Origin of the sequence: Metabacillus niabensis (genome assembly GCF_020524345.1) — a bacterium.
Classification (GTDB): Bacteria; Bacillota; Bacilli; order Bacillales; family Bacillaceae; genus Metabacillus; species Metabacillus niabensis_B.
The window spans coordinates 22,835-46,159 of sequence record NZ_JAIVLH010000032.1 but is presented as its reverse complement, the minus strand read 5'-3'; the positions used below and the strand labels follow the sequence as shown (position 1 = coordinate 46,159).

Genomic DNA, 23,325 nt, shown 5'->3' with positions numbered 1-23,325 from the left:
GTCATCTATTACTATAAATTCAACTTCATTTTGTGTGTTTTCTCTTGTATTGAACATAAATATCACCCTCCCAATTAGTTATCTATATTATACCAAATTAACGCGGTGAAAAGTTAAAGCAATCAGATAAAATAATAGGCTGCCGAGGTTTCTCGACAGCCTGAGCCGTCACTTAGGTGACGGCTTTTGTTTTTTAGTTAAACTTCCATAATAATAGGAAGGATCATAGGACGACGTTTTGTTTTTTCGTATAAGAATGGTGAAAGGGTATCTGTTATTTCGTTTTTAATTTCAGACCATTGACTTGTACGACGTTCCATAATTTTATTTAAGTGTTTAGTAATTAGTGTTTGAGCATCATTGATTAAATCGCCTGATTCACGCATATACACAAATCCTCTTGAAATAATGTCAGGTCCAGCTGCAATTTTGAAGTCTTTCATGTTAATGCTCACAACAACGATTACAAGGCCCTCCTCAGAAAGGATACGACGGTCACGAAGCACGATATTTCCGATATCACCAATACCGCTTCCGTCAATATATACATTTCCTGAAGGGATTTTTCCAGCTATTCCAACTTCACGATCACCGATAGCTAAAACTTCTCCATTATCCATGATGAAGCAATTTTCTTCTTCCACACCACAATCAACAGCGTGTTTAGCATGCATTTTTTGCATACGGTATTCACCGTGAATTGGCATAAAATACTTCGGTTTCATTAAACGAAGCATTAGTTTTTGCTCTTCTTGACCACCATGACCTGATGTATGGATATCATTAAATGGTCCGTGGATTACCTCAGCACCGGCTCTGAAAAGTTGATTAATTGTCTTACTTACACTAAGTGCATTCCCTGGAATTGGTGAAGAAGAGAAAACAACATTATCTCCAGGGATAATTTGTATTTGGCGATGAGTTCCATTAGCGATACGTGATAAAGCTGCCATTGGTTCACCCTGGCTACCTGTACAAAGTATAGTTACTCTGTGAGCAGGCATTCGATTGATTTCATGAGCATCAACAAATGTGTCTTTAGGGCAACTGATATAACCTAAATCTTGTCCGATTTGAATAGCTGCTTCCATACTACGACCGAACACTGCGATTTTACGCCCATGAGATACCGCTGCTTCTACTACTTGCTGTAGTCGGTGAATATTTGATGCGAATGTTGCAAATATAATTCGTCCATCTACTTTCCGGAATATTTCATGGATGCTGTCCCCAACACGTCTTTCAGACATTGTAAAGTTAGGGATTTCACTATTTGTACTATCTGAGAGTAAACACAATACACCGTCTCGGCCAATTTCAGCCATTTTTGTTAAGTTAGCTGGTTCACCTACAGGAGTAAAATCAAATTTGAAGTCACCAGTATGTACGATGTTACCAGGAGGTGTCTTGACAACAATTCCATAGGAGTCAGGGATACTATGTGTTGTTCTAAAAAATGTAACAGATGTTTTTCTGAATTTAATAATATCGTCTTCTTGAAATTCAATTAATTTTGATTGACGTAAAAGGCCGTGCTCTTCTAATTTATTTCGAAGTAAACCAAGCGCTAATTTTCCACCATAAACAGGGATATTAACTTGACGAAGTAAATATGGAATACCCCCAATATGATCTTCATGTCCGTGCGTAATAAATAATCCCTTAATTTTATCTTCATTTTTAACTAGGTACGAATAATCAGGAATAACATAATCAATACCAAGAAGTTCATCCTCCGGGAACTTTATTCCGGCATCGATAAGAATGATTTCATCTTGAAACTGAACACCGTACGTGTTTTTACCAATTTCACCAAGTCCGCCTAATGCAAAAACTGCAACTTGGTCATTTTTTACAAATTTCATAACGATCAATTCTCCAATACTTTATAGTTTTCACTTTGCTTTTCATATTCTAAATATGCCCCATCAACTGGAGTGATAAATTCGATATTAAACCCGCGCTCTTTTAATTTGGATCGAACATCCTCTTCAGATGTTGCTTCAATATATAGAGTGTTTGTTCTTTCTCGAACAGGCACCTCAGTAATTTTATCTTGATAGTACACTTTAAAAATCATTTACCAAATCTCTCCTTAACTTCCGAATGTTAGACTAACTTTTACTATTATATTCGATATTCTTATTCAAGCCAAGTATATCAAGAAAAGTGTAGGGAGTTCTTTTTTATCGAATATATAATTGAACCCTTTTTAATTTTTGTTTTTATCCTTTAAAACCATATATGACAAGGATTTATGCGATCAATTTTCTTTTAAGTAACTGGTTCATATGTTCGCGGAGTGACTTTTTTAATTTTTTCAGCAAATTGATTACCACCTTTTCTTATTTCTTCTAGAGCCGTCCCATATTATTGCAGTTATAGTATATGGAGAAGGGACATTTCTTTTGCATTTTGATTAGTGGGAATTATTTACTGTTCTTCAATCCTTTTAAAGGTAAGAAAGGATAAGTTTCATAATTAGGTGTACAAAAAAAGCAAGGACATATTGTCCTTGCTTACCTTTCAATTGGTATCGCATTTTCAGGTTCTTGAAATGGGTTGTTTTTATCAATATGGTCATAAAACATAACGCCATTCAAATGATCAATTTCATGTTGAAAGACGATAGCAAGAAGTCCCTTCAAACGAACATCTATTTGTTCACCTTCGAGGGTAGTTGCTTTTACACGAATACGAGCAAAACGAGGGACAATACCAGGAACAGCACGATCCACTGATAAGCAGCCTTCTCCTGAAGTTAAATAACTTTTTTCAATAGAATGACTAACAATTTTAGGGTTAAAGAGTGCATAGCTGTGTTGGTTTCCTTTTTCGTCCAAGGTATGAATAGCAATCATACGTTTTGACACATTTATTTGGGGAGCTGCTAGACCAATCCCAGGTCGTAGTCCATATTTTTCAGCTATCTCAGAATCTTGACTATTTTTTACATATTCAAGCATCTTCGTTAATATTTCTTTATCCTCATCAGATGCAGGTAGAGAAACCCCTTTTGCTACTTCTTTTAACGTTGGATGCCCTTCTCTAATAATATCTTCCATTGTAATCATGGTGTAACACTCCTTTTAACACGGTGACAAATTTATTGTTTTTACAAGTTATTCTTTGTATGTAGAAAGTCTGCATATCACAATAATATATATAATTAGATTATAAATGAACGGATAAAAAACGAAAAGGAAAACGTGGATGATCAAAAATGTAGGTAACCACGTTTTACAATTAGTAACAACCTAGATATACTGCCCCAACAATTATTAACAGGATAAACAATACAACGAATAAGGCAAAGCCACTGCCATAGCCAACAGGGGCTGCAAAACCGTAGTCATAATTTCCGCATCCTTCGTAAGTTCCAAAGTCGTAATAATGCAATGTAAGTACCTCCTTCAAATCATTACGCCATGCCAATACGTATAGTACACATTATGTCACTTAGGTAAAAGTGTATAGACAGATGCCCAAAGAAGCTTTTGTTAAAAAGGTGGTCTAACGAAAAGACAGGTATTCATATATTTGATAATAATAGAAGATGAATTCAAATCTCTCCATTTAATTCCAAAAATATCAAAAAAAGATTGTGCAAATAAATGGAACAGATTATAGTAGAAACTGTCTGAATGATTAGGGGGAATTTATTAAATATGATGGAAAAACAAACGGTTTTAATGCTATTTTTATGTATTATTTTACTATCAGGTTGTTTTGGTCCCTCACCGGAAGAAAATATCTATCAAACTTTAGAAGAGGTTGCCTCACTGGAAGATACATTTAAAGAACAACAGGAACCACTACTTGAGCTTGAAAAGAAGGAATCTGAACTCTATAACAAAATTATGGACTTAGGAATGACCGAATTTGATCAAGTTGTAACCTTATCAAAAGAAGCGATAACCGTTGTTGAAGACCGTGAGAGCAAAATTGAAGCTGAGAATGATAGTATTATGTCATCAAAGAAAAAATTTGAAGAAATTACTGATGATATAGCTAATATTAAAGATGAAGCATTAAGAGAATCTGCAAATCAGCTAAAAAAAACAATGGAAGATCGATATAAATCCTATGAAACGCTTTACAAGAAGTATGAAACTTCTCTTACACTAGATAAGGAATTATATACAATGTTACAAAAAGAGGATTTGACTATTGAAGAATTAGATGCGCAAATTTCAAAAATTAATGCAACTTATAAAAGCGTTATGGAGCAAAATGAGGAATTCAATAAATATACAGAGCAATATAATGAACAGAAAATGACCTTTTATGAACAAGCAGAACTGGATGTTAAACTAAATGAAATGGAGTAGAGAATGACTTTTACGAAGAGTCATTCTCTTTTTTTTGAACAGATTTACTATGGAATATATTTGTAAAAAAGGTTGACCTCTAAGCAACTGTACCAACAACACTGTTACAGATAATATATTTGTAATAATACAGTTTTATTTGATTTAAGTTTTCAGAAAGAATTGTCTTTTGAAATCCTTATACAAACTAATTGACGGAGGAGAAAATATTAGTGTAAACTTGTAAATGAATTGTTAACGTGTATTAGTTTATATAAAATTTTAACTAATACAGTATGGACTTTATAAAGTTCATAGACCATACATAGAGAACGTTTTATACATCTCATGAGTGGTATTAACGGTAAGAAGAGTTGAATTCAAAAAAATTGTGTCATCCAAATGATTTTAGGGTAACCTATTGCTGTGAATAATGGAATTCTCTTACTAATACTAAATATGTTCAAAGTTGAAATGATGTAAAGTCATTCAAATTTGGGCAACTCTTAAAACGGAAAGGAAGAGGTTATAAAATGGCTGCAAAAACAAAAAGCGCTGTTGTTGACAGTAAGAAACAGTTTGAAGCTATTTCGAAGCAGTTTGAAACATTCCAAATTTTAAATGAAGAAGGTAAAGTCGTAAACGAAGCGGCAATGCCGGAAATTAGTGACGAGCAATTAAAAGAACTTATGCGTCGCATGGTTTATACTCGTATCCTTGATCAACGTTCTATCTCTTTAAACCGTCAAGGACGTTTAGGTTTCTATGCTCCTACAGCAGGACAAGAAGCTTCACAAATTGCATCACAATTTGCTTTAGAAAAAGAAGACTGGATTTTACCGGGATATCGTGATGTTCCACAAATTATTTGGCATGGTCTTCCGTTGTATCAAGCGTTCTTATTCTCACGCGGACATTTCCATGGTAACCAAATGCCAGAAGGAGTAAATTGTCTTTCACCACAAATCATTATTGGTGCACAATATATCCAAACTGCTGGTGTTGCTCTTGGACTTAAAAAGAAAGGGAAACAAGCAGTTGCGATCACTTACACAGGTGACGGTGGTGCATCTCAAGGTGATTTCTATGAAGGAATTAACTTTGCTGGTGCTTATAAAGCTCCTGCTATCTTCGTTGTTCAAAACAACCGTTATGCGATTTCAACTCCAGTTGAGAAACAATCTGCTGCACAAACTATCGCACAAAAAGCTGTTGCAGCTGGTATCGTAGGTGTACAAGTGGACGGTATGGATCCTTTAGCAGTATATGCTGCTGTTCGTGATGCTCGTGAACGTGCTGTCAATGGCGAAGGTCCTACTTTAATCGAGACGTTAACTTTCCGTTATGGTCCACATACAATGGCCGGAGATGATCCAACACGTTATCGTACAAAAGAAACGGAAAATGAGTGGGAAGAAAAAGATCCATTGGTTCGTTTCCGTAAGTTCTTAGAAGACAAAGGTATTTGGAACGAAGAAGAAGAAAACAAAACAATCGAACAAGCAAAAGAAGATATTAAAGATGCAATCCAAAAAGCGGATAAATATCCAAAACAAAAGGTAACGGACTTGATGGAAATCATGTACGAAGAAATGCCTTATAACTTAAAAGAGCAATATGAAATATACAAAGCAAAGGAGTCGAAGTAAGCCATGGCACAAATGACAATGATTCAAGCCATCACTGATGCATTACGCACCGAATTGAAAAACGATGAAAACGTCCTTGTTTATGGGGAAGACGTTGGTGTAAATGGTGGCGTATTCCGTGCAACGGAAGGACTTCAAAAAGAATTTGGTGAAGATCGTGTGTTCGATACTCCACTTGCTGAATCAGGTATCGGTGGTTTAACAGTTGGTTTTGGTTTAACTGGATTCCGTCCAGTAATGGAAATTCAATTTTTCGGTTTTGTATACGAAGTAATGGATTCTTTAAGTGGTCAATTAGCACGTATGCGCTACCGTTCAGGCGGTCGTTGGACAGCACCGGTTACAATCCGTTCTCCATTTGGTGGATTTGTACATACACCAGAACTTCATGCAGATAGCTTAGAAGGTCTTGTTGCTCAACAACCAGGATTAAAAGTAGTAATTCCTTCAACTCCTTATGACGCAAAAGGTTTATTAATTTCTGCTATTCGTGACAACGACCCAGTTGTTTTCTTAGAGCACATGAAATTATATCGTTCATTCCGTCAAGAAGTTCCAGAAGAGGAATATACAATTGAAATTGGAAAAGCAGACGTAAAACGTGAAGGTACAGATCTTTCTATCATCACTTACGGTGCAATGGTGCACGAATCATTAAAAGCAGCGGAAGAATTAGAGAAAGATGGCGTTTCAGTTGAGGTTGTTGACTTACGTACTATCAGCCCATTAGATATTGACACAATCATCGCATCTGTGGAAAAGACAGGTCGTGCAATCGTTGTTCAAGAAGCACAAAAACAAGCTGGTATCGCGGCAAACGTTGTAGCTGAAATTAATGAGCGTGCTATTTTAAGCCTAGAGGCTCCTGTATTACGAGTAACAGCACCTGATACAGTATATGCATTTACAGAGGCTGAAAATGTATGGCTTCCAATTTATAAAGATATCCTTGAAACAGCTAAAAAAGTAATCAATTTTTAATTTGAACTATAAATCATAATTGACATAATACAATTACTTAGGAGGTAGAATGATTTGGCATTCGAATTTAAACTGCCTGATATCGGTGAAGGTATCCATGAAGGTGAAATCGTAAAGTGGTTTGTAAAAGCAGGCGACAAAGTTGAAGAAGATGATGTCCTAGCTGAAGTACAAAATGATAAAGCGGTTGTAGAAATCCCATCACCAGTAAAAGGGACAGTAACAGAAGTAAACGTTGAAGAAGGTACAGTTGCGACTGTAGGTCAAACAATTATTACCTTTGATGCACCTGGTTATGAGGATTTGAAATTCAAAGGTGATCATGGTGATGATGAGCCGAAAGCTGAAGAAAAAACAGAAGCACAGGTTCAATCTACTGCGGAAGCTGGTCAAGATGTGAAAAAAGAAGAAGCACCTAAACAAGAAAAACAAGCAGGTGTACAACCAGAGGTTGAAGTAGATCCGAACAAACGCGTTATTGCTATGCCGTCAGTTCGTAAATATGCTCGTGAGAAAGATGTTGATATTCGTCAAGTATCCGGCAGCGGTAAAAATGGTCGCGTGCTAAAAGAAGATGTTGATTCATTCCTGCAAGGTGGAGGAGTAGCTGAAGCAAAACCTGCTACTGAAGAAGCGCCATCTGCTAAAGAAGAAAAACAAGCGAAGCCAGCAGCTCAAGCGATTCCAGAGGGAGATTTCCCAGAGACTCGAGAAAAAATGAGCCCTATTCGTAAAGCAATTGCAAAAGCAATGGTTAATTCCAAACATACAGCTCCACATGTAACATTAATGGATGAAGTTGATGTAACAAACTTAGTTGCTCACAGAAAACAATTCAAAAATGTTGCGGCAGAGCAGGGAATTAAGTTAACATATTTACCGTACGTAGTAAAAGCACTTACTTCAGCGCTTAAAAAGTATCCTGTTCTTAATACATCTCTTGATGATAAAACAGAAGAAGTGGTACAAAAACATTATTACAATATCGGTATTGCTGCTGACACTGAAAAAGGTCTTCTTGTACCGGTTGTAAAAAATGCAGAACGCAAATCTGTTTTTGAAATTTCAGATGAAATTAATGGACTAGCTACAAAAGCACGTGAAGGTAAGCTTGCACCGAATGAAATGAAAGGTGCTTCATGCACAATTACAAACATTGGTTCGGCTGGTGGACAATGGTTTACACCTGTTATCAACCATCCTGAGGTTGCAATCTTAGGTATTGGTCGTATTGCTGATAAACCTATTGTTCGTGATGGAGAGATTGTTGTAGCTCCGGTTCTAGCATTATCTTTAAGTTTCGACCACAGAATGATCGATGGTGCTACAGCTCAAAATGCTCTTAACCACATCAAGCGTTTACTAAACGATCCACAATTAATCTTAATGGAGGCGTAATCGATGGTAGTTGGAGATTTCCCGATTGAAACAGATACTCTTGTCATTGGAGCAGGCCCAGGCGGATACGTTGCAGCGATCCGCGCTGCTCAATTAGGGCAAAAGGTAACAGTAGTAGAAAAAGCAACACTTGGAGGAGTATGCTTAAATGTAGGTTGTATTCCTTCAAAAGCGTTGATCGCTGCCGGTCATCGTTATGAAACAGCTAAACACTCTGAAGAAATGGGGATTAAAGCTGATAACGTAACAGTTGATTTTTCTAAAGTTCAAGAATTCAAGCAAGGTGTTGTAAAAAAATTAACTGGCGGTGTAGCCGGATTACTTAAAGGTAATAAAGTTGATGTCGTTTCTGGTGAAGCGTACTTCGTTGATAATGAAACAGTTAAAGTGATGGATGAAACATCTTCACAAACGTATAAATTTAAAAATTGTATCATTGCAACAGGTTCTCGCCCAGTTGAGATTCCAACTTTCAAATATACGAAGCGAGTAATCAATTCAACAGGCGCATTAAATCTTCAGGAAATTCCTAAAAAGCTAGTTGTCATCGGTGGCGGGGTAATTGGAATCGAACTTGGTTCTGCATATGCTAACTTTGGAACAGAAGTTACGTTCATTGAAGCTGCAGATGAAATCCTAGCAGGGTTTGAAAAACAAATGAGCGCTATTGTAAAACGCAACCTTAAGAAAAAAGGTGCTGAAATTCACACAAAAGCGTCAGCTAAAAGTGTTGAAGAAAATGAAAATGGCGTAAAAGTTACATTTGAAGTGAATGGTGAAGAAAAAACAATTGAGGCTGATTATTTATTAGTTTCTGTTGGACGTCGTCCAAACACTGATGAACTTGGTTTAGAGCAAGTTGGGGTGGAAATGACTGATAGAGGAATTATCAAAATTGATAAGCAATGCCGCACTAATATCTCTAATATTTATGCAATTGGTGATATTGTTGAAGGTCCTCAATTAGCACATAAAGCTTCATATGAAGGAAAAATTGCTGCAGAAGCAATTGCAGGAGAAAAAGCTGAAATCGACTACCTTGGTATTCCAGCTGTTGTCTTCTCTGAGCCTGAACTTGCATCTGTAGGTTACACAGAAGCAGAGGCTAAAGAGGATGGAATCGAAGTAACTGCTGCGAAGTTCCCATTTGCTGCTAATGGTCGTGCATTATCATTAAATGATACAGATGGATTCTTAAAGCTTATTACTCGTAAAGAAGATGGATTAGTCATTGGTGCGCAAATTGCTGGGCCAAGTGCTTCTGATATGATCTCAGAACTAGGTTTAGCGATCGAAGCTGGAATGACAGCTGAAGATATTGCTATGACAATTCATGCTCACCCTACACTAGGTGAAATTACAATGGAAGCTGCTGAAGTTGCAATTGGTAGTCCAATCCATATTGTAAAATAATCAAAAAAAGAAGATGCTAACTTCAAAGTTAGCATCTTTTTATTGTTCAATTAACAAGAGAGGGAAATGAGCCAACCTTTTCTCACTCTAATAATGCATTAGAAACTGGCTCTAAAATTTCTTCCTTCGATAAAACTGTGCCTTCAATTTGTACAAGAATTTCCTTTTTTGATACAACTAAAAGGGAAGGGTATGTATCGACCTCATATAAATGTTTATCCATATTTTCAGAAATCACTCTCATATTCTCAAACTCTTCCGGAAAATCTTCTTTAATGACTAATAATGCATCATAGTAAATCGCTTCTCTATCAATATTTTTATCATCAGAAAAAAACACAATTTGTTTATCTCTATTAAGAGTGAAATCTGTGGGCACATCTGAATTTATAATGTTTTTGCAGGAGGAAAGAACAACGACTGGAATAATGAAAATAATAAGTATTGATCTTTTCATCCATGTCCACCTCTTCTAAAAAATTTAAATAGTTCCAAAATAGTATGTATGCAAGGTTATATTTAACTAGATACGTACAATAAGACTAAATTATAACTATTTTATCATATATATGTGTTTAACCTTCTCTTGTCATCTATTTGTTACATAAATGAAAAATATTACGTTTTACCTATACAAATACTTAAAATTTCCAATTGAATGACCTATTTTAATGTAGGGTATTCTATAATGTAGTCCGTTTTCATACATATTGAAGAGGTGTAGTGAAATGAAATTTACTTTAGGCTTACTATCCTGTATACATATAATATTATGGAGTGGATACAGTGTAATTGAATGGTTATCTAATAAAGACAGTTTGTTAGCTAAGTCCATTTTGCTGCTGATGTTTTTCTATCTCTCCTATTTGATTGCTATGACATTTATGGAAAAAAGAAAAGCTGCGATAATTTTTTCTATTTCATCTCTTATTACATATGTTATCTCATACAGAGTGCTATTGCTCTTTGTTATCGTATGAGTATGACACAATGGAGGAAATAGAGGAATTATGATATGAAAAATTTTTAGTTCATGTAAGAACATGTCTAACTTAACGAACGTATAAAATGTATTTAATGGCTATTTTTACTTACTATTTGATCCTCATACCTCTGAAATAATCTGATGTTTTCAGAAATGTTATGACTTATTAATTAAATAAGTTATACAAATTGGGTATTGACGAATTAATTATGTTATATTATTATAAATTCAAGAAATGTTATACGCTTTCATAGAATTAGAGGATTTGAGAGTGCAAAATTGATTGAAAAGGGGTATGGAGATGGGAACAATCGTATGTCAGCACTGCAACTCTACAATTGGTCATATTGAAGGTGAAAAAGTGACAACTTTGTATGGAAAATGTAGTCATCAAGATTGTTGTAACCAAAACCAAAAAGTAGTAAACGTAAAGATCAATTAAACAGGTTCAACATAAATATATAGTAAAGTAAAATAAAGGGACAGTCTCCAAAGTTTGAATATAATAGTTCTTTTAAAAGAAAAGGGCTTTATATTCTTGGGAGTCTGTCCTTGTTTTTTTCATTTACCTGATAGCACGGTGTTCTTTAATGACTCTTAAAGTATCTAATGTAGGGTCTTCTGGTCCTTGTACAGGTAAACCCACTTCTAAGTTTTTCTTAATGTATGTTAAATTTTCTTCTGTTATGATTTCACCGGGAATAAAGATTGGGATACCGGGTGGGTACACCATAATAAACTCAGCAATAATTCTTCCGGCAGATTCGTTAAAGGGAATTACTTCTGTTTCAGCATAAAATGCATCACGAGGGGTTAATGCAAGAACTGGTATATCCGGTAAAAAGATTCGTTCCTTAGATTTAGCCTGATCTTGGGTTGCTTGAATTTGATGTGATAATTCTTTTAATGCGAGAATTAACATATCTACATCTTCTTTCGTGTCGCCCGGTGTAATAATACAAAGAATATTATATAAATCAGATAATTCCACTTCAATATGATAATTTTCCCGTAACCATTTTTCAACATCATAGCCTGTAATCCCGAGCTCATAAATAGGAATAATTAATTTGGTAGGGTCATAATCAAAGGTAGCTTTTGTCCCGATAATCTCTTTTCCTATACAAGATATGTTTGGTATTTCATTTATTTGGTCTCTTGTGTAATTAGCTAATTCAATTGTTTTTTGAATCAATTCATGACCTTCTGTTGCCAGCCTTTTCCTTGCAACATCGAGTGACCCTAATAATAAATAGGAAGTTGAGGTTGTAGTCATCATACTTAAAATAGATTGCACCCGCTGAGGCGATACAAGCCCTTCTCTTACGTTTAAAACTGAGCTTTGAGTCATGGAACCACCAAGCTTATGAACGCTTGTTGCGGCCATATCTGCTCCGGCTTGCATAGCACTCAAAGGCAGGTCTTCATGAAAATGAATGTGTACACCATGTGCTTCATCTACTAATACAGGTACAGAGTATGAATGAGCAATCTCAACAATTTTCTGTAAATCTGCGGAAATACCAAAATATGTTGGATTGATAACTAATACTCCTTTTGCATCGGGATGTTGTTCAAGTGCTTTTTCAACTGCATCTGTCGTAATGCCATGTGAGATTCCTAATCTTTTATCAATTTCCGGATGGATAAAAATCGGTGTAGCTCCGGAGAAGACAATAGCCGACATAACAGATTTATGTACATTTCTAGGGACAATAATTTTATCTCCAGGGCCACATACAGCCATGACCATAGTCATAATAGCTCCACTTGTTCCTTGTACAGAGAAAAAGGTATGGTCGGCTCCGAATGCGTCTGCAGCTAAGTCCTGAGCTTTTTTTATTATACCTTTAGGTGCATGTAAGTCATCTAATGGTCCAATATTGATTAAATCAATAGATAGTGCATTATCACCAATGAAAGTCCTAAATTCGGGGTCAATACCTGCACCTTTTTTATGACCTGGTATGTGGAATTGAATTGGATTCTTTTTTGCGTGTTCTATTAGACCTGTAAACAATGGTGTTTCATATTGTGACAACGTATTTCCACCTTCTTTTCTTTTTAATTTTAATGTTTATCACGTGTAGGACACGATGAAATTTTAATTTTGTATATATGCTGCTAAACGAATTATTTCAGTTTCGGTAACATTTTCTATTATGAAGAGTTTGTGTCGAAATCTGACTATTTATTTAACATAAAACAAATGAATTATATCGTTATCAATTAGCCCAGTCAACATTTTTTATACTAAGTCTAAAATGATCAAAGGTATACAAAAATAATTTAAAATAGATACTATTTCCTATAAAATGGTGAAATGAAAAATTTTAAAAGGGATGTTGCCATAAAATATATAAATAATGGTAAGATTGATGGTGGATTTCTTAATGGCGGGACAAGTTATATGGTCAGTAAAATAGCCTATCTGTTCAGTTATGTGAAGGAATAAACAGAATGCAAAGCATCCGGGAACATTATTATTTTTTGTTAGAAAACATAAGAAAGAGGTTATGTAATGGATTATCAATATCCTATCTCCCTTGATTGGAGTACAGAGGAAATAGTAGATGTGATAAAGTTTTTTGAATGTATCGAAAAGGCGTATGAAAAAGGAATTGAACGTAACGAGTTGCTTACTGTTTATAGAAGGTTTAAAGTAATTGTTCCAAGTAAAGCTGAAGAAAAAACAATTTGCAACGAGTTTGAAGAAGTCAGCGGATATTCGTCATACAAAGCTATAAAAAAGGCAAAAGATAGCAATGAACATACAATTAGAATGTCATAACACGTTAAAAAGTCTGATCCATCATTTTGGATCAGACTTTTTAGTTTTAAAAACTCTAGTAACATGGTACCTTTTTCTTGAAAAACTGGTTTTTATCTATCCAAAATAATTACTTAAATGAAAGTCTATATAAAGGTGTTAACTCTTTAAAGGTTTCCCTGATGATTTCATATAGTTTTTCACCGTTTCGAACCACTGGATCATCTGCTCGAAAGTGGCGGCCGATAAGAAATTCTGCTTTCTTAACATCTCTAAAACGTTCCAAAGAACGATTCAAGTCAATTTCTTCAAAAGGTTTTGCATCTTTTTTTGTATGGTCGAGAGAAATGACGTAATCTTTTGAAGAAAACTTATTGAATTCATTGATATGTGTTATAAATGTTTTAGCAATTCCATCTTTATTTGGTAACTCATAAATAAAGGCCAACCAAATAAATAAATGGTCATCAAATAAACCAACTTGAAAGTGAGGATGTTGTTTATATCCCCGTTTATTTCCTGCAATCGCTAACCAGGTGTCTTTTGGTGGATTAACTGATCTTCTTGCGTGCTTGGCAATATGCAAAAACATTTCAGTCTGAAGGCTGGCGGATAGATCATCTGTTAAGGCTTGTCCAAGTTCTTTAAATTTTGGTTGTATTCTCTCACGAATAGCATCCATCCTATGTTCAAGACCATCTATAGTAAATGACTTAAAGTCCTCTGTAGTAAAACCATTAAATTTTTTCATCGTATGTGTCCTCCTGGTTAGATAAATTCTCTTTTTATAATAATTATTAATTATATACAATGAATGGCTTTTTCACAATGAATAGTGTTCATATCCTTTGTTAAGACCTACTATTTATGAACCGTAAACGACGTTTTGAACATTCAATTAGGTGGTATTTACTAGGTATATACACAATTTCGTCTAAGCAGTTCCAACTTTTTTTATAAACACATATTATATAAAAAAACTATTAAAAACCTAAATTGACTCTTTGAAATCGCTTAGTTATTACTTATAAAATCAAGAGAATGAAAGGGGCGGTAAAAATGAAACAAATTGTAAAGACGAGTGGTCAGAAAATGATGAATAATCGTATTGGGGTGTTAAGACTCGAACTTGATTACGAATTAGCCACCCTTTATGAGGCAATGCAAAATAAAGATCAAAAGAAGAAAATAGAGTGTAAACAAAAATTAGAGAAGTTAAGAAAAGAGTGGATGAAGCTCCAGGCCTAGATGGAGATAAGTTTATCTGCAAACGAACCTCGCGAATAGGTTCGTTTTTATCTGCGCGATAAAGGTACTCTTACTTGATTTCAGTTAATTCATTACAGTATCCTAAAAATAGTAAGTAGGATTGATACATAGAAAAGAGGTAGCAAAATGACGAATTGGCATGAAATTGATCAACACGCAAAAAAATGGATAAAAGAAGCCGGAGAGAACATTAGATCATCATTTGAATCAACACTTTCTATTCAATATAAATCAAATCCAAATGATTTGGTAACAAATATGGATAAGGAAGTAGAGCAGTTTCTTATTGGCAAAATACAAGAAACATATCCCGATCATCGGATTCTTGGAGAAGAAGGCTATGGTGATGAGGTAACGGATCTGAATGGAGTTATATGGATTATTGATCCAATTGATGGAACGATGAATTTTGTTCACCAACAGCGTAATTTTGCGATATCAATTGGTATTTATGGTGATGGTGTCGGATACATAGGACTCATTTATGATGTTGTACATGAAGAGCTTTATCATGCGTTTAAGGGGAATGGTGCCTATATGAATGAAGTGCCACTGCCAAAGCTTGATCAAGTTAAAATCGAGGAAGCTGTTATAAGTATAAATCCGGTTTGGGTAACAGAAAATAAACGATTTGATCATAACGTTATTGTACCAATTGTAAAAAAAGTACGGGGAACACGCTCCTATGGTTCCGCTGCAATTGAATGTGCATATGTTGCAGCAGGGAGATTAGATGCATACATAACAATGAGATTGGCTCCATGGGATTTCGCCGCGGGTATTATCTTAATTGAGGAAGTTGGTGGTAGCGTGTCTACACTAGATGGAGAGCCGCTAGACCTAATCTCTAAAAACAGCTTCTTTATCGGTGAAAAGCATTTGCATCAACATATTTTGAAGGAATATTTAAATAAGTGACGAAAATTAAGGCACGGGAACTTCAGTCAAAAGACCTCCCATTTTTTCAGGAATTAATAGATGCTAGTCCGGAGTGGCAGGAAGAGGAATGTGTGAGTGTCGAGCTGGAGACTTATTTGCTTTCTTACTCTATGTATAAAGGACAGTGGAGAATCTGGTGTGATGAGTCTGACAAAAATGTAGGTGTCAGCTTTATGATTGAGTGGTCACCGTCGAATGAAAAGCCTTGGATTGGAACCATCTTAATTCATCCTTCAAAACATCACAAAGGTTTTGGAAAGATGATAATAGCTCATTATAAGGAAGTATTATCGAAAAAAGGTTATAGAGTATTGTTTGCAGGTTGTCCAATTCAGCGGAATTCTTGGATGCAATTTTTAGGGAAATGTGGTTTTGAACAATTTAAAGTGGAGAAAGATGAAGGAACACAAAAGGAATACATGATTTCAGTTTTACCTCTTTGAACAAAAAAGAAGGAATCTAATTGATCCCTTCTTTTTGTTTTAAATTAAACCTTTTTCACGCATTTTTCTTTTGAAAATAAAACCTGTAGCCATTACTCCGTTTAAACCGATAATAGCTAAAAGGATCCCAACAATGCTTCGTTCGCCAATGGCAATTCCAATACCAGCCATACATACAGCTGCTAAAATAGCTAATACGAGAAAAATCCATTTTCCTGGTTTCATTATACAGACATCTCCCAACCTTAAAACAGATATTTTTACATCTTTCTACAGTTTACTTAAAAACTTTCAGCTTTTCTAGATTGTTTATGGTATAATATCGAAGGTGATTTTGAAATAATGAATATATTACCTCAGAATACAGCAAGAATAGGTTTTAGATTGCTTTTTCTTGTTATTATACATTTTTAGGAGATGAAATAGTGAAACTTCGAAATGATATTCGCAACATTGCAATTATTGCCCACGTTGACCATGGGAAAACAACTTTGGTTGACCAATTGTTACACCAATCTGGAACATTCCGTACAAATGAGCAAGTTGCTGAACGTGCAATGGATTCAAATGATCTAGAGCGTGAACGTGGAATTACAATATTAGCAAAAAATACAGCAATTAATTATAAAGACAGTCGCATTAACATCATGGACACTCCAGGGCATGCTGATTTTGGCGGAGAAGTAGAACGTATCATGAAAATGGTTGATGGTGTTTTACTTGTTGTTGATGCATATGAAGGCTGTATGCCACAAACAAGATTCGTATTGAAGAAAGCATTAGAACAAAATTTAACACCAATCGTTGTAGTTAATAAGATTGACCGTGACTTTGCTCGTCCATCAGAAGTAGTTGATGAAGTTTTAGATTTATTTATTGAACTTGATGCGAATGAAGATCAATTAGAATTCCCGGTTGTATTTGCTTCTGCGATCAATGGAACAGCTAGTACTAGTCCGGATCCTGCTGATCAAGAGGAAAATATGGCTTCTTTATTCGATGCAATTGTCGATCATATTCCAGCACCAGTCGACAATCAAGAAGAACCTCTTCAATTCCAAGTAGCATTACTTGACTATAATGATTATGTTGGTCGTATTGGAATTGGTCGTGTGTTCCGAGGAACAATGAAAGTAGGACAACAAGTTTCACTTATGAAAATTGATGGTTCAATTAAGAACTTCCGTGTATCGAAAATATTTGGTTTCCAAGGATTAAAGCGTGTTGAAGTTGAGCAAGCAATAGCTGGAGACCTAGTTGCAGTATCTGGTATGGAAGACATCAATGTCGGAGAGACAGTTTGTCCGGTTGAACATCAAGAAGCTCTTCCGATTCTACGTATTGATGAACCAACTTTACAAATGACATTTGCTGTTAACAACAGTCCATTTGCTGGTCGTGAAGGTAAGTTTGTTACTGCTCGTAAAATAGAGGAACGTTTATTATCTCAGCTTCAAACGGATGTTAGTTTGCGAGTTGACCCAACTGATTCTCCTGATGCTTGGGTTGTTTCAGGACGTGGTGAGTTGCATCTTTCAATATTAATTGAAAATATGCGTCGCGAAGGTTATGAATTACAAGTATCTAAGCCGGAAGTAATCATTAAGGAAATTGACGGTGTAAGATGTGAACCTGTTGAGCGAGTGCAAATTGATGTCCCTGAAGAACATACAGGCGGTGTTATGGAATCAATTGGGGCACGTAAAGGTGAAATGATTGATATGATCAACAACGGTAATGGTCAAGTTCGTTTAATCTTTAATGTTCCTGCACGTGGCCTAATTGGTTATTCTACAGAGTTTATGTCTTTAACTCGTGGTTTTGGTATTATTAACCACACTTTTGATAGCTACCAGCCTATGCAGCCAGGTAAAGTTGGCGGTCGTCGCCAAGGTGTACTTGTTTCAATGGAGAATGGAAAATCAACAACATACGGTATCCAAGGTGTTGAAGACAGAGGAATCATATTCGTTGAAGCGGGTGTTGATGTATACGAAGGAATGATCGTGGGAGAGCATACTCGTGAAAATGATCTAGTTGTTAATATTTGTAAAATGAAACAACAGACAAATATTCGTTCTGCTACAAAAGACCAAACGAGTACGATGAAAAAACCACGTATAATGTCATTGGAAGAAGCATTAGAGTATTTAAATGATGATGAATATTGTGAACTAACTCCAGAATCCATTCGATTAAGAAAGAAAATTCTTGATAAAAATGAGCGTGAAAAAGCAGCTAAGAAAAAGAAATTAGCTGGTATGTAATAATTTGAAGTAATAAGGCTGATTCTACTGGAGGATTCTTTGGTTTTGAATCAGCCTATTTCTTTAAGGTGTATTGATATAAGAAATTTTGTGCTTATTTTTGGTGTCTAGCCCAAGCGCCTTGCGTTTTATTTATAAAGGAGGACAAGTTGATGGATGTTTCAGAAAGATTGTCTTTTTTTCCAAGCTTATATCGAGTAATTGATCATCCAGAGGTAGGAATGTGGATGTTGTACTTGACAATTTTGTTTCTATCAATTTTAGTTTATAAGCTGGGATTTGCTAAAAAATTACCGATATTAAAGTCAGCTGTTATATATACATTTTTAGCGCTTGGCTGTACGGTACTGACATTTTTAGGAATTTTTTTACCTGTTGCAGAAGGGTTGGTAGTAGCAGCTCTAATTCTAATTATTTACAAGATCCGTCTTCATCAATCTAAAAATCAAGAAGCGGAAGATGTTCGTTAATTAAAAAAGAGTAAGGCCAGGATTTGCAATCAAAACCTGGTCTTACTCTTTTTATTTGTTAATTGAGTAACTTTTAATCATAAACCTAAAGCAACACCACTGATGAATCCTGAAAGAATTCAAATCGATTTCTTACCAATTGTCGTCATTCTTTTTATCACGGTAAAAGCGAAACTTACCAGTTGCCACTCTGGCTTTTGTTTTCTCTGTAATTCGATCCTGGCATGTAGTACACATATATGTATGAATGGGGCGATTTCTTAATCTTTTTGCGACTAAAGTTTCATCCACTATTGATTCTACAAGGTCACATATAACACATTTCACTCTCATAAAACACCTCTATTAGATAATCTGCCTAGTTTGTTTCTGTATGAAATTAAATAAGGGATTTTCTTTTTTGGTTGATTATACAAAATTATTATACCACAGAAGGATGAAAAGATTTAGTTGAATATATTTTGTTGGACAATGTGAAAAAAACAGGTATGATATTTGTATAAAGTGGAAAGGAAGGGTTGAAATGGCAAATAGAGTAGAAACAGCACTCATCGATCCATTATTTCAGGAGTTACAAAAAGAACGTTTTGTAACAATATCTACAATCGATCATGAAACAGGCTCACCAAATGTAAGTGCACTTTCATGGGTATTTGCACCAGATCAAAATCGTATATTAATTGCGATAGATCAAAAGTCGAGAATTGTTGAGAATATAAAGAAACATCCTGCTGTTGTTTTAACTTTAATCGCTAACGAATCAACATACTCGATTAATGGAAATGCACATCTAAATATTGAAAAATTAAAGAATGTTCCATTAAAACTAGTATTGGTAGAACTATCTATTATAGAAGTAAGAGATGTTATGTTCTATGGTTCAAAAATTTCGACCGTACCCCAATATGAAAAAACCTATGACGAAAAAGCAGCTGCAAAACTTGATAAACAAGTTTTAGATGCATTGAAGAATTATATATAAAACTAAGACTGCCATATGATCACCATCAAGAGATCACTTTACCCAAGAAGATGATAAAAGGTCTTAAGATAGGAAATAGGCAGTCTTTTTATCGTCACTGATTTAGATGATTGTTGGACTGATCTTGTTGTTCTTTTTCCAATTTTTGTTGTTCTTTTTCATTTAACTGATCATTATTTTGGTTGGTAGGTTGTTTTTGTTGATTATCAAGAATTTCACTTGGTATTTCCGGAACTATTCTACCGACAATTGCGGCTAATTCATCAAGTATTCCAACAACCGGTCGCCCTTCTTGTATATCATTGGCCATTTCACGTAATCTAACGTTTGTATCAGCATCAGCGATTACAATTGCTCTAGCTCCGTATGGATCATGCATAAGACTTTCAGCTACTGTATATTTAATTGTCTCCACTTTATTACGGTCCAGTTTGGAATTAACATCTATGCCGACTACAGCATAGGGTCCCAGAACTACAGCTGTCGCATCATTTACTTCAGGAATTTCATTTGCAAGATCTACAAGATGTTTTGAAATTTCCTGCCCGGACTTACGATCTACATGTTCTTCTACACTATTTTTAACGTTAATCGGCTCGCTGCCATTATCTTTTTCTTGATCTGTTTTTGGAGCACCTTGATTAGTAGTACATCCGGCGAGGGTCAAAATTAACAATATCGTAAGTAAAAATTTCATGTCATCACTCCTTTATTCTAATGAAGAACTAAGTGGTAGAATATGGTGTTAAGTCTTGCAGGAATATTTTTGAAATAACACTTTTGTTTCTAGAATGAACAATATGAAAGTGCTGAAAGAGGTTTTTTCCTGCTTTTTAATTTTTATTGTCTAATAAACCTTCTATCTTTATTCATTCTTTCATATATTTTAGCAACGCTTCATTCACAGCTTGACTTTTTTTACCCTAATTGTTTCACTCCATAAAAAAATAGCAACGGAGTAGGAGGCGGAGGTTTGAGGAAGATTTATGTTCTAGACACAAATGTATTATTGCAAGATCCGAATTCCATTTTTTCATTTGAGGAAAATGAGGTTGTTATTCCAGCAGTCGTTTTGGAAGAGGTGGATTCAAAAAAACGCTATATGGATGAGATCGGCAGAAATGCTAGACAAGTTTCAAAGCTGATTGATCAACTTAGAGAAACAGGGAAATTACATGAAAAGATCCCATTGACGAATGGTGGCTCATTAAGAATAGAACTTAACCATCGGTCATTTCATCAGTTGCAGGAGATTTTTGTTGAGAAAACGAATGATAACCGAATATTAGCTGTAGCAAAGAACTTGTCGTTAGAGGAGCAAACGAAGGAAGATGGACGAACAGTAATTTTAGTTAGTAAAGATACGTTGGTTCGTGTCAAAGCGGATGCTATTGGATTAATAGCTGAGGATTTTCTAAGTGATCGAGTGGTTGAGATTGATCATATTTATTCAGGTTTTCTCGACTTATATATAAGTGGGGAGAATTTAAATCGATTTTACGAAAAAAATGAACTGATTTTATCTGAAATTACAAATCACCCTTTCTATCCCAATCAATTTGTCATTATGAAAGATGCTTTAGGTGGATCTTCATCAGCAATTGGCAAGGTAGATCATACAGGGAAAAAAATCCAACGTCTTGTTTTTGACCATGATCATATCTGGGGGATAAGACCAAGGAATGTTCAGCAAACTATGGCATTGGAACTTTTGCTAAGAACGGACTTGCCTTTAGTCACTTTAATTGGAAAAGCCGGTACCGGAAAGACATTGCTTGCTTTAGCGGCTGGACTTATGCAAACAGAAGATTTAGGCACTTATAAAAAGTTGCTTGTTGCCCGGCCTATTGTTCCAGTCGGCAAAGATATAGGTTTTCTTCCCGGAGAAAAAGAGGAGAAGCTCAGACCTTGGATGCAACCTATATTTGATAATTTAGAATACCTTTTTAATACGAAAAAACCAGGTGAACTAGATGCCATTTTGGCAGGTATGGGGTCTATTGAAGTAGAGGCATTAACTTATATTAGGGGAAGAAGTATTCCTGACCAAATCATTATTATTGATGAAGCTCAAAATTTAACAAAACATGAAGTGAAGACAATCTTAACTCGAGTAGGGGAACGTAGTAAAATTGTTTTAATGGGAGATCCGGAGCAAATAGACCACCCGTATTTAGACGAGTATAACAATGGACTAACCTATGTGGTGGAAAAATTCAAAGATCAACCAATTGCAGGACATGTAAAATTAGTGAAGGGTGAGCGTTCAGGGTTAGCTCAATTAGCAGCAGATTTGCTCTGACGACTATCATTTCTAGTAAAAGAAAAGAAAATGAGCTAACTATCATAGTTGGCTCATTTTCCGATGGATGTTATTGGATAATAATTTCTTTTACGTTTTTAATCGGATTTTTTAAATTTGACCCATCTCCAAAATAGACATGGATTGGTCCATCATTTGTTAATGGTTTACCTTCTTTGCTAAATCCGAAAATTAATTGGTGAGCATCGGAAAGAGGTACTGTAATTTCTTGATCTTCTGTTATTAATTTTACCTCTGTAGCATCATCGTGAACCTCAGCATTCAATAGGAAAGGCTTAAACGGTATTCCAAAAGTTCCAGTTAAAACTTTTATTTTTTCGTATTTTTGTTCAGTTTTAAGTGTTGGAGGAAAAACAGCACCTTCTCTAATTTCCCTTTCCCAATGTTTAGAAACAGCCTTTGTATACTCTTCTAGTTCATCTTTTTCTACTTGGTCTTGTTGAAAATAAGTTGTTAGATCAATTTTTCTATCATCAAATATCCAAACACCAGGATCTAAAGTGATTTGATAATCCACCTTGCCTTTTATTAAAATAATTGAATTCATCAATGTACACCCCTTTTCATCAAAATAAGTATAAGCTTTTATGTAAATTTTGTCACATATATTGGGATGTTTGAACACAATTACTTAACTATCTCTTTTCTTTTTGAGCAAAACTTTTTCTTTAGGCGGTTTGTCCTTGCTTTTTTCTCTTAATGGGCTTAATATTAAAATATATAATAGGGTAATCGCTCGGAAACGGAGGGATTAAATTGGCGTCTGAGATTGCTGTTAATCATCGAGATAAAGCACTTGCGGTACTTAAGGCAGATGCTGATAAGATCATGAGACTGATCAAGGTTCAAATGGATAATTTAACAATGCCTCAATGTCCACTTTATGAAGAGGTTTTAGATACACAAATGTTTGGTTTATCTAGAGAAATAGACTTTGCTGTAAGACTTGGCCTTGTAGAGGAACATGAGGGTAAAGAACTGCTCGATACATTGGAGCGAGAGTTGTCTGCATTACATGATGCATTTACAACAAAATAATGACTAAAAACTCAAGCTAATTTAATTAGTTTGGGTTTTTTTAATCATTTATTCAAAAATATGAATAAAGTAATGTTTTTAAAGGTTT

26 protein-coding genes and 1 pseudogene are annotated in these 23,325 nt (G+C 35.1%); 16 read left to right on the top strand and 11 right to left on the bottom strand.

Annotated elements, in window-relative coordinates; translation table 11 throughout:
* Positions 1-197: 197 nt before the first annotated feature.
* The 4 genes and pseudogenes from rnjA to LC095_RS27325 form a co-directional block, all read right to left on the bottom strand.
* On the bottom strand, positions 198-1,865 hold the full coding sequence (gene rnjA / locus LC095_RS24630) for a ribonuclease J1 (RefSeq protein ID WP_078434482.1): 1,668 nt from the start codon (positions 1,863-1,865) through the stop codon (positions 198-200).
* Between the two features lie 5 nt (positions 1,866-1,870).
* Complete coding sequence (locus tag LC095_RS24625; RefSeq protein ID WP_026560527.1) at positions 1,871-2,080, bottom strand: DNA-dependent RNA polymerase subunit epsilon; 210 nt, start codon at positions 2,078-2,080, stop codon at positions 1,871-1,873.
* Between the two features lie 439 nt (positions 2,081-2,519).
* On the bottom strand, positions 2,520-3,074 hold the full coding sequence (gene def / locus LC095_RS24620; RefSeq protein WP_226530597.1) for a peptide deformylase: 555 nt from the start codon (positions 3,072-3,074) through the stop codon (positions 2,520-2,522).
* Between the two features lie 172 nt (positions 3,075-3,246).
* Positions 3,247-3,330: pseudogene (locus tag LC095_RS27325) on the bottom strand (YjcZ family sporulation protein); the annotation flags it as partial.
* Between the two features lie 338 nt (positions 3,331-3,668).
* Between LC095_RS27325 and LC095_RS24610 the strand changes: the two are divergent.
* From LC095_RS24610 to lpdA, 5 genes are all read left to right on the top strand, one after another.
* On the top strand, positions 3,669-4,331 hold the full coding sequence (locus LC095_RS24610) for a YkyA family protein (RefSeq protein ID WP_226530595.1): 663 nt from the start codon (positions 3,669-3,671) through the stop codon (positions 4,329-4,331).
* Positions 4,332-4,843: 512 nt separating this feature from the next.
* A complete protein-coding gene (gene pdhA / locus LC095_RS24605) occupies positions 4,844-5,959 on the top strand; it encodes a pyruvate dehydrogenase (acetyl-transferring) E1 component subunit alpha (protein ID WP_226530594.1) in 1,116 nt (371 codons plus the stop codon).
* Positions 5,960-5,962: 3 nt separating this feature from the next.
* Positions 5,963-6,940 (top strand): alpha-ketoacid dehydrogenase subunit beta, encoded by a 978-nt coding sequence (locus LC095_RS24600; protein ID WP_226530593.1) that lies wholly within the window; start codon positions 5,963-5,965, stop codon positions 6,938-6,940.
* 54 nt (positions 6,941-6,994) lie between these two features.
* Complete coding sequence (locus LC095_RS24595) at positions 6,995-8,338, top strand: dihydrolipoamide acetyltransferase family protein (RefSeq protein WP_226530592.1); 1,344 nt, start codon at positions 6,995-6,997, stop codon at positions 8,336-8,338.
* A gap of 3 nt (positions 8,339-8,341) precedes the next feature.
* On the top strand, positions 8,342-9,751 hold the full coding sequence (lpdA, locus tag LC095_RS24590; protein ID WP_226530591.1) for a dihydrolipoyl dehydrogenase: 1,410 nt from the start codon (positions 8,342-8,344) through the stop codon (positions 9,749-9,751).
* Positions 9,752-9,833: 82 nt separating this feature from the next.
* On the opposite strand, the gene LC095_RS24585 is transcribed toward lpdA, so the two are convergent.
* The gene (locus tag LC095_RS24585) at positions 9,834-10,208 is read right to left on the bottom strand and encodes a hypothetical protein (RefSeq protein ID WP_051475548.1); all 375 of its coding nucleotides are present in this window, start codon (positions 10,206-10,208) and stop codon (positions 9,834-9,836) included.
* A gap of 829 nt (positions 10,209-11,037) precedes the next feature.
* Between LC095_RS24585 and LC095_RS24580 the strand changes: the two genes are divergently transcribed.
* Complete coding sequence (locus tag LC095_RS24580) at positions 11,038-11,178, top strand: GapA-binding peptide SR1P (RefSeq protein WP_226530590.1); 141 nt, start codon at positions 11,038-11,040, stop codon at positions 11,176-11,178.
* A 123-nt stretch (positions 11,179-11,301) separates the two neighbouring features.
* On the opposite strand, the gene LC095_RS24575 is transcribed toward LC095_RS24580, so the two are convergent.
* Positions 11,302-12,777, bottom strand: coding sequence for an aminotransferase class I/II-fold pyridoxal phosphate-dependent enzyme (locus tag LC095_RS24575; RefSeq protein WP_226530589.1), 1,476 nt, complete (start codon positions 12,775-12,777; stop codon positions 11,302-11,304).
* A gap of 282 nt (positions 12,778-13,059) precedes the next feature.
* Between LC095_RS24575 and LC095_RS26990 the strand changes: the two genes are divergently transcribed.
* Together LC095_RS26990 and LC095_RS24570 are read left to right on the top strand one after the other, a co-directional pair.
* Positions 13,060-13,191 carry a hypothetical protein gene (locus tag LC095_RS26990; protein ID WP_264196192.1) on the top strand — a complete coding sequence of 44 codons (132 nt, stop codon included), beginning with the start codon at positions 13,060-13,062 and terminating at the stop codon, positions 13,189-13,191.
* Between the two features lie 66 nt (positions 13,192-13,257).
* Positions 13,258-13,527, top strand: a complete 270-nt coding sequence (locus LC095_RS24570) for a UPF0223 family protein (RefSeq protein WP_226530588.1) — start codon at positions 13,258-13,260, stop codon at positions 13,525-13,527.
* Positions 13,528-13,636: 109 nt separating this feature from the next.
* On the opposite strand, the gene LC095_RS24565 is transcribed toward LC095_RS24570, so the two are convergent.
* Entirely contained in the window at positions 13,637-14,257 is a 621-nt protein-coding gene (locus LC095_RS24565; RefSeq protein WP_226530587.1) for a YktB family protein, read from the bottom strand.
* Positions 14,258-14,565: 308 nt separating this feature from the next.
* Here LC095_RS24565 and LC095_RS24560 point away from each other — a divergent pair, with 308 nt between their 5' ends.
* The 3 genes from LC095_RS24560 (at position 14,566) to LC095_RS24550 (ending at position 16,157) form a co-directional block, all read left to right on the top strand.
* Positions 14,566-14,754, top strand: coding sequence for a hypothetical protein (locus LC095_RS24560; RefSeq protein WP_026560515.1), 189 nt, complete (start codon positions 14,566-14,568; stop codon positions 14,752-14,754).
* A 147-nt stretch (positions 14,755-14,901) separates the two neighbouring features.
* Complete coding sequence (locus tag LC095_RS24555) at positions 14,902-15,693, top strand: inositol monophosphatase family protein (RefSeq protein ID WP_226530586.1); 792 nt, start codon at positions 14,902-14,904, stop codon at positions 15,691-15,693.
* Entirely contained in the window at positions 15,690-16,157 is a 468-nt protein-coding gene (locus LC095_RS24550; RefSeq protein ID WP_226530585.1) for a GNAT family N-acetyltransferase, read from the top strand. The genes LC095_RS24555 and LC095_RS24550 overlap by 4 nt, the downstream gene beginning before the upstream one ends.
* A 39-nt stretch (positions 16,158-16,196) precedes the next feature.
* Here LC095_RS24550 and LC095_RS24545 read toward each other — a convergent pair whose 3' ends face one another.
* Positions 16,197-16,382 carry a YlaF family protein gene (locus LC095_RS24545; RefSeq protein WP_078434469.1) on the bottom strand — a complete coding sequence of 62 codons (186 nt, stop codon included), beginning with the start codon at positions 16,380-16,382 and terminating at the stop codon, positions 16,197-16,199.
* Between the two features lie 200 nt (positions 16,383-16,582).
* Between LC095_RS24545 and typA the strand changes: the two genes are divergently transcribed.
* Positions 16,583-18,424 carry a translational GTPase TypA gene (gene typA / locus LC095_RS24540; RefSeq protein WP_226530584.1) on the top strand — a complete coding sequence of 614 codons (1,842 nt, stop codon included), beginning with the start codon at positions 16,583-16,585 and terminating at the stop codon, positions 18,422-18,424.
* Between the two features lie 152 nt (positions 18,425-18,576).
* Positions 18,577-18,894, top strand: coding sequence for a YlaH-like family protein (locus LC095_RS24535; RefSeq protein ID WP_078434467.1), 318 nt, complete (start codon positions 18,577-18,579; stop codon positions 18,892-18,894).
* Between the two features lie 132 nt (positions 18,895-19,026).
* On the opposite strand, the gene LC095_RS24530 is transcribed toward LC095_RS24535, so the two are convergent.
* Positions 19,027-19,227: a YlaI family protein gene (locus LC095_RS24530; protein WP_078434466.1), complete on the bottom strand. Its 201-nt coding sequence runs from the start codon at positions 19,225-19,227 to the stop codon at positions 19,027-19,029.
* A 190-nt stretch (positions 19,228-19,417) separates the two neighbouring features.
* Here LC095_RS24530 and LC095_RS24525 point away from each other — a divergent pair, with 190 nt between their 5' ends.
* Positions 19,418-19,876: a pyridoxamine 5'-phosphate oxidase family protein gene (locus tag LC095_RS24525; RefSeq protein WP_226530583.1), complete on the top strand. Its 459-nt coding sequence runs from the start codon at positions 19,418-19,420 to the stop codon at positions 19,874-19,876.
* A 94-nt stretch (positions 19,877-19,970) separates the two neighbouring features.
* Here LC095_RS24525 and LC095_RS24520 read toward each other — a convergent pair whose 3' ends face one another.
* Positions 19,971-20,573 carry a YhcN/YlaJ family sporulation lipoprotein gene (locus LC095_RS24520; RefSeq protein ID WP_226530582.1) on the bottom strand — a complete coding sequence of 201 codons (603 nt, stop codon included), beginning with the start codon at positions 20,571-20,573 and terminating at the stop codon, positions 19,971-19,973.
* A gap of 276 nt (positions 20,574-20,849) precedes the next feature.
* Between LC095_RS24520 and LC095_RS24515 the strand changes: the two genes are divergently transcribed.
* Positions 20,850-22,178 carry a PhoH family protein gene (locus LC095_RS24515; protein ID WP_026560506.1) on the top strand — a complete coding sequence of 443 codons (1,329 nt, stop codon included), beginning with the start codon at positions 20,850-20,852 and terminating at the stop codon, positions 22,176-22,178.
* A gap of 70 nt (positions 22,179-22,248) precedes the next feature.
* Here LC095_RS24515 and LC095_RS24510 read toward each other — a convergent pair whose 3' ends face one another.
* Entirely contained in the window at positions 22,249-22,746 is a 498-nt protein-coding gene (locus tag LC095_RS24510) for a peptidyl-prolyl cis-trans isomerase (RefSeq protein ID WP_226530581.1), read from the bottom strand.
* A gap of 209 nt (positions 22,747-22,955) precedes the next feature.
* On the opposite strand from LC095_RS24510, the gene LC095_RS24505 reads away from it, so the two are divergent.
* The gene (locus LC095_RS24505; protein ID WP_026560504.1) at positions 22,956-23,237 is read left to right on the top strand and encodes a YlaN family protein; all 282 of its coding nucleotides are present in this window, start codon (positions 22,956-22,958) and stop codon (positions 23,235-23,237) included.
* The last annotated feature ends 88 nt before the right edge of the window (positions 23,238-23,325 follow it).

What these genes read in the sequence shown, in the direction of transcription:
- rnjA (WP_078434482.1), bottom strand. Translation starts at nt 1,865, where the DNA reads ATGAAATTTGTAAAAAATGACCAAGTTGCAGTTTTTGCATTAGGCGGA.
- LC095_RS24625 (WP_026560527.1), bottom strand. Translation starts at nt 2,080, where the DNA reads ATGATTTTTAAAGTGTACTATCAAGATAAAATTACTGAGGTGCCTGTT.
- def (WP_226530597.1), bottom strand. Translation starts at nt 3,074, where the DNA reads ATGATTACAATGGAAGATATTATTAGAGAAGGGCATCCAACGTTAAAA.
- LC095_RS24610 (WP_226530595.1), top strand. Translation starts at nt 3,669, where the DNA reads ATGATGGAAAAACAAACGGTTTTAATGCTATTTTTATGTATTATTTTA.
- pdhA (WP_226530594.1), top strand. Translation starts at nt 4,844, where the DNA reads ATGGCTGCAAAAACAAAAAGCGCTGTTGTTGACAGTAAGAAACAGTTT.
- LC095_RS24600 (WP_226530593.1), top strand. Translation starts at nt 5,963, where the DNA reads ATGGCACAAATGACAATGATTCAAGCCATCACTGATGCATTACGCACC.
- lpdA (WP_226530591.1), top strand. Translation starts at nt 8,342, where the DNA reads ATGGTAGTTGGAGATTTCCCGATTGAAACAGATACTCTTGTCATTGGA.
- LC095_RS24585 (WP_051475548.1), bottom strand. Translation starts at nt 10,208, where the DNA reads ATGAAAAGATCAATACTTATTATTTTCATTATTCCAGTCGTTGTTCTT.
- LC095_RS24580 (WP_226530590.1), top strand. Translation starts at nt 11,038, where the DNA reads ATGGGAACAATCGTATGTCAGCACTGCAACTCTACAATTGGTCATATT.
- LC095_RS26990 (WP_264196192.1), top strand. Translation starts at nt 13,060, where the DNA reads ATGAAAAATTTTAAAAGGGATGTTGCCATAAAATATATAAATAATGGT.
- LC095_RS24570 (WP_226530588.1), top strand. Translation starts at nt 13,258, where the DNA reads ATGGATTATCAATATCCTATCTCCCTTGATTGGAGTACAGAGGAAATA.
- LC095_RS24565 (WP_226530587.1), bottom strand. Translation starts at nt 14,257, where the DNA reads ATGAAAAAATTTAATGGTTTTACTACAGAGGACTTTAAGTCATTTACT.
- LC095_RS24560 (WP_026560515.1), top strand. Translation starts at nt 14,566, where the DNA reads ATGAAACAAATTGTAAAGACGAGTGGTCAGAAAATGATGAATAATCGT.
- LC095_RS24555 (WP_226530586.1), top strand. Translation starts at nt 14,902, where the DNA reads ATGACGAATTGGCATGAAATTGATCAACACGCAAAAAAATGGATAAAA.
- LC095_RS24545 (WP_078434469.1), bottom strand. Translation starts at nt 16,382, where the DNA reads ATGAAACCAGGAAAATGGATTTTTCTCGTATTAGCTATTTTAGCAGCT.
- LC095_RS24535 (WP_078434467.1), top strand. Translation starts at nt 18,577, where the DNA reads ATGGATGTTTCAGAAAGATTGTCTTTTTTTCCAAGCTTATATCGAGTA.
- LC095_RS24530 (WP_078434466.1), bottom strand. Translation starts at nt 19,227, where the DNA reads ATGAGAGTGAAATGTGTTATATGTGACCTTGTAGAATCAATAGTGGAT.
- LC095_RS24525 (WP_226530583.1), top strand. Translation starts at nt 19,418, where the DNA reads ATGGCAAATAGAGTAGAAACAGCACTCATCGATCCATTATTTCAGGAG.
- LC095_RS24520 (WP_226530582.1), bottom strand. Translation starts at nt 20,573, where the DNA reads ATGAAATTTTTACTTACGATATTGTTAATTTTGACCCTCGCCGGATGT.
- LC095_RS24510 (WP_226530581.1), bottom strand. Translation starts at nt 22,746, where the DNA reads ATGAATTCAATTATTTTAATAAAAGGCAAGGTGGATTATCAAATCACT.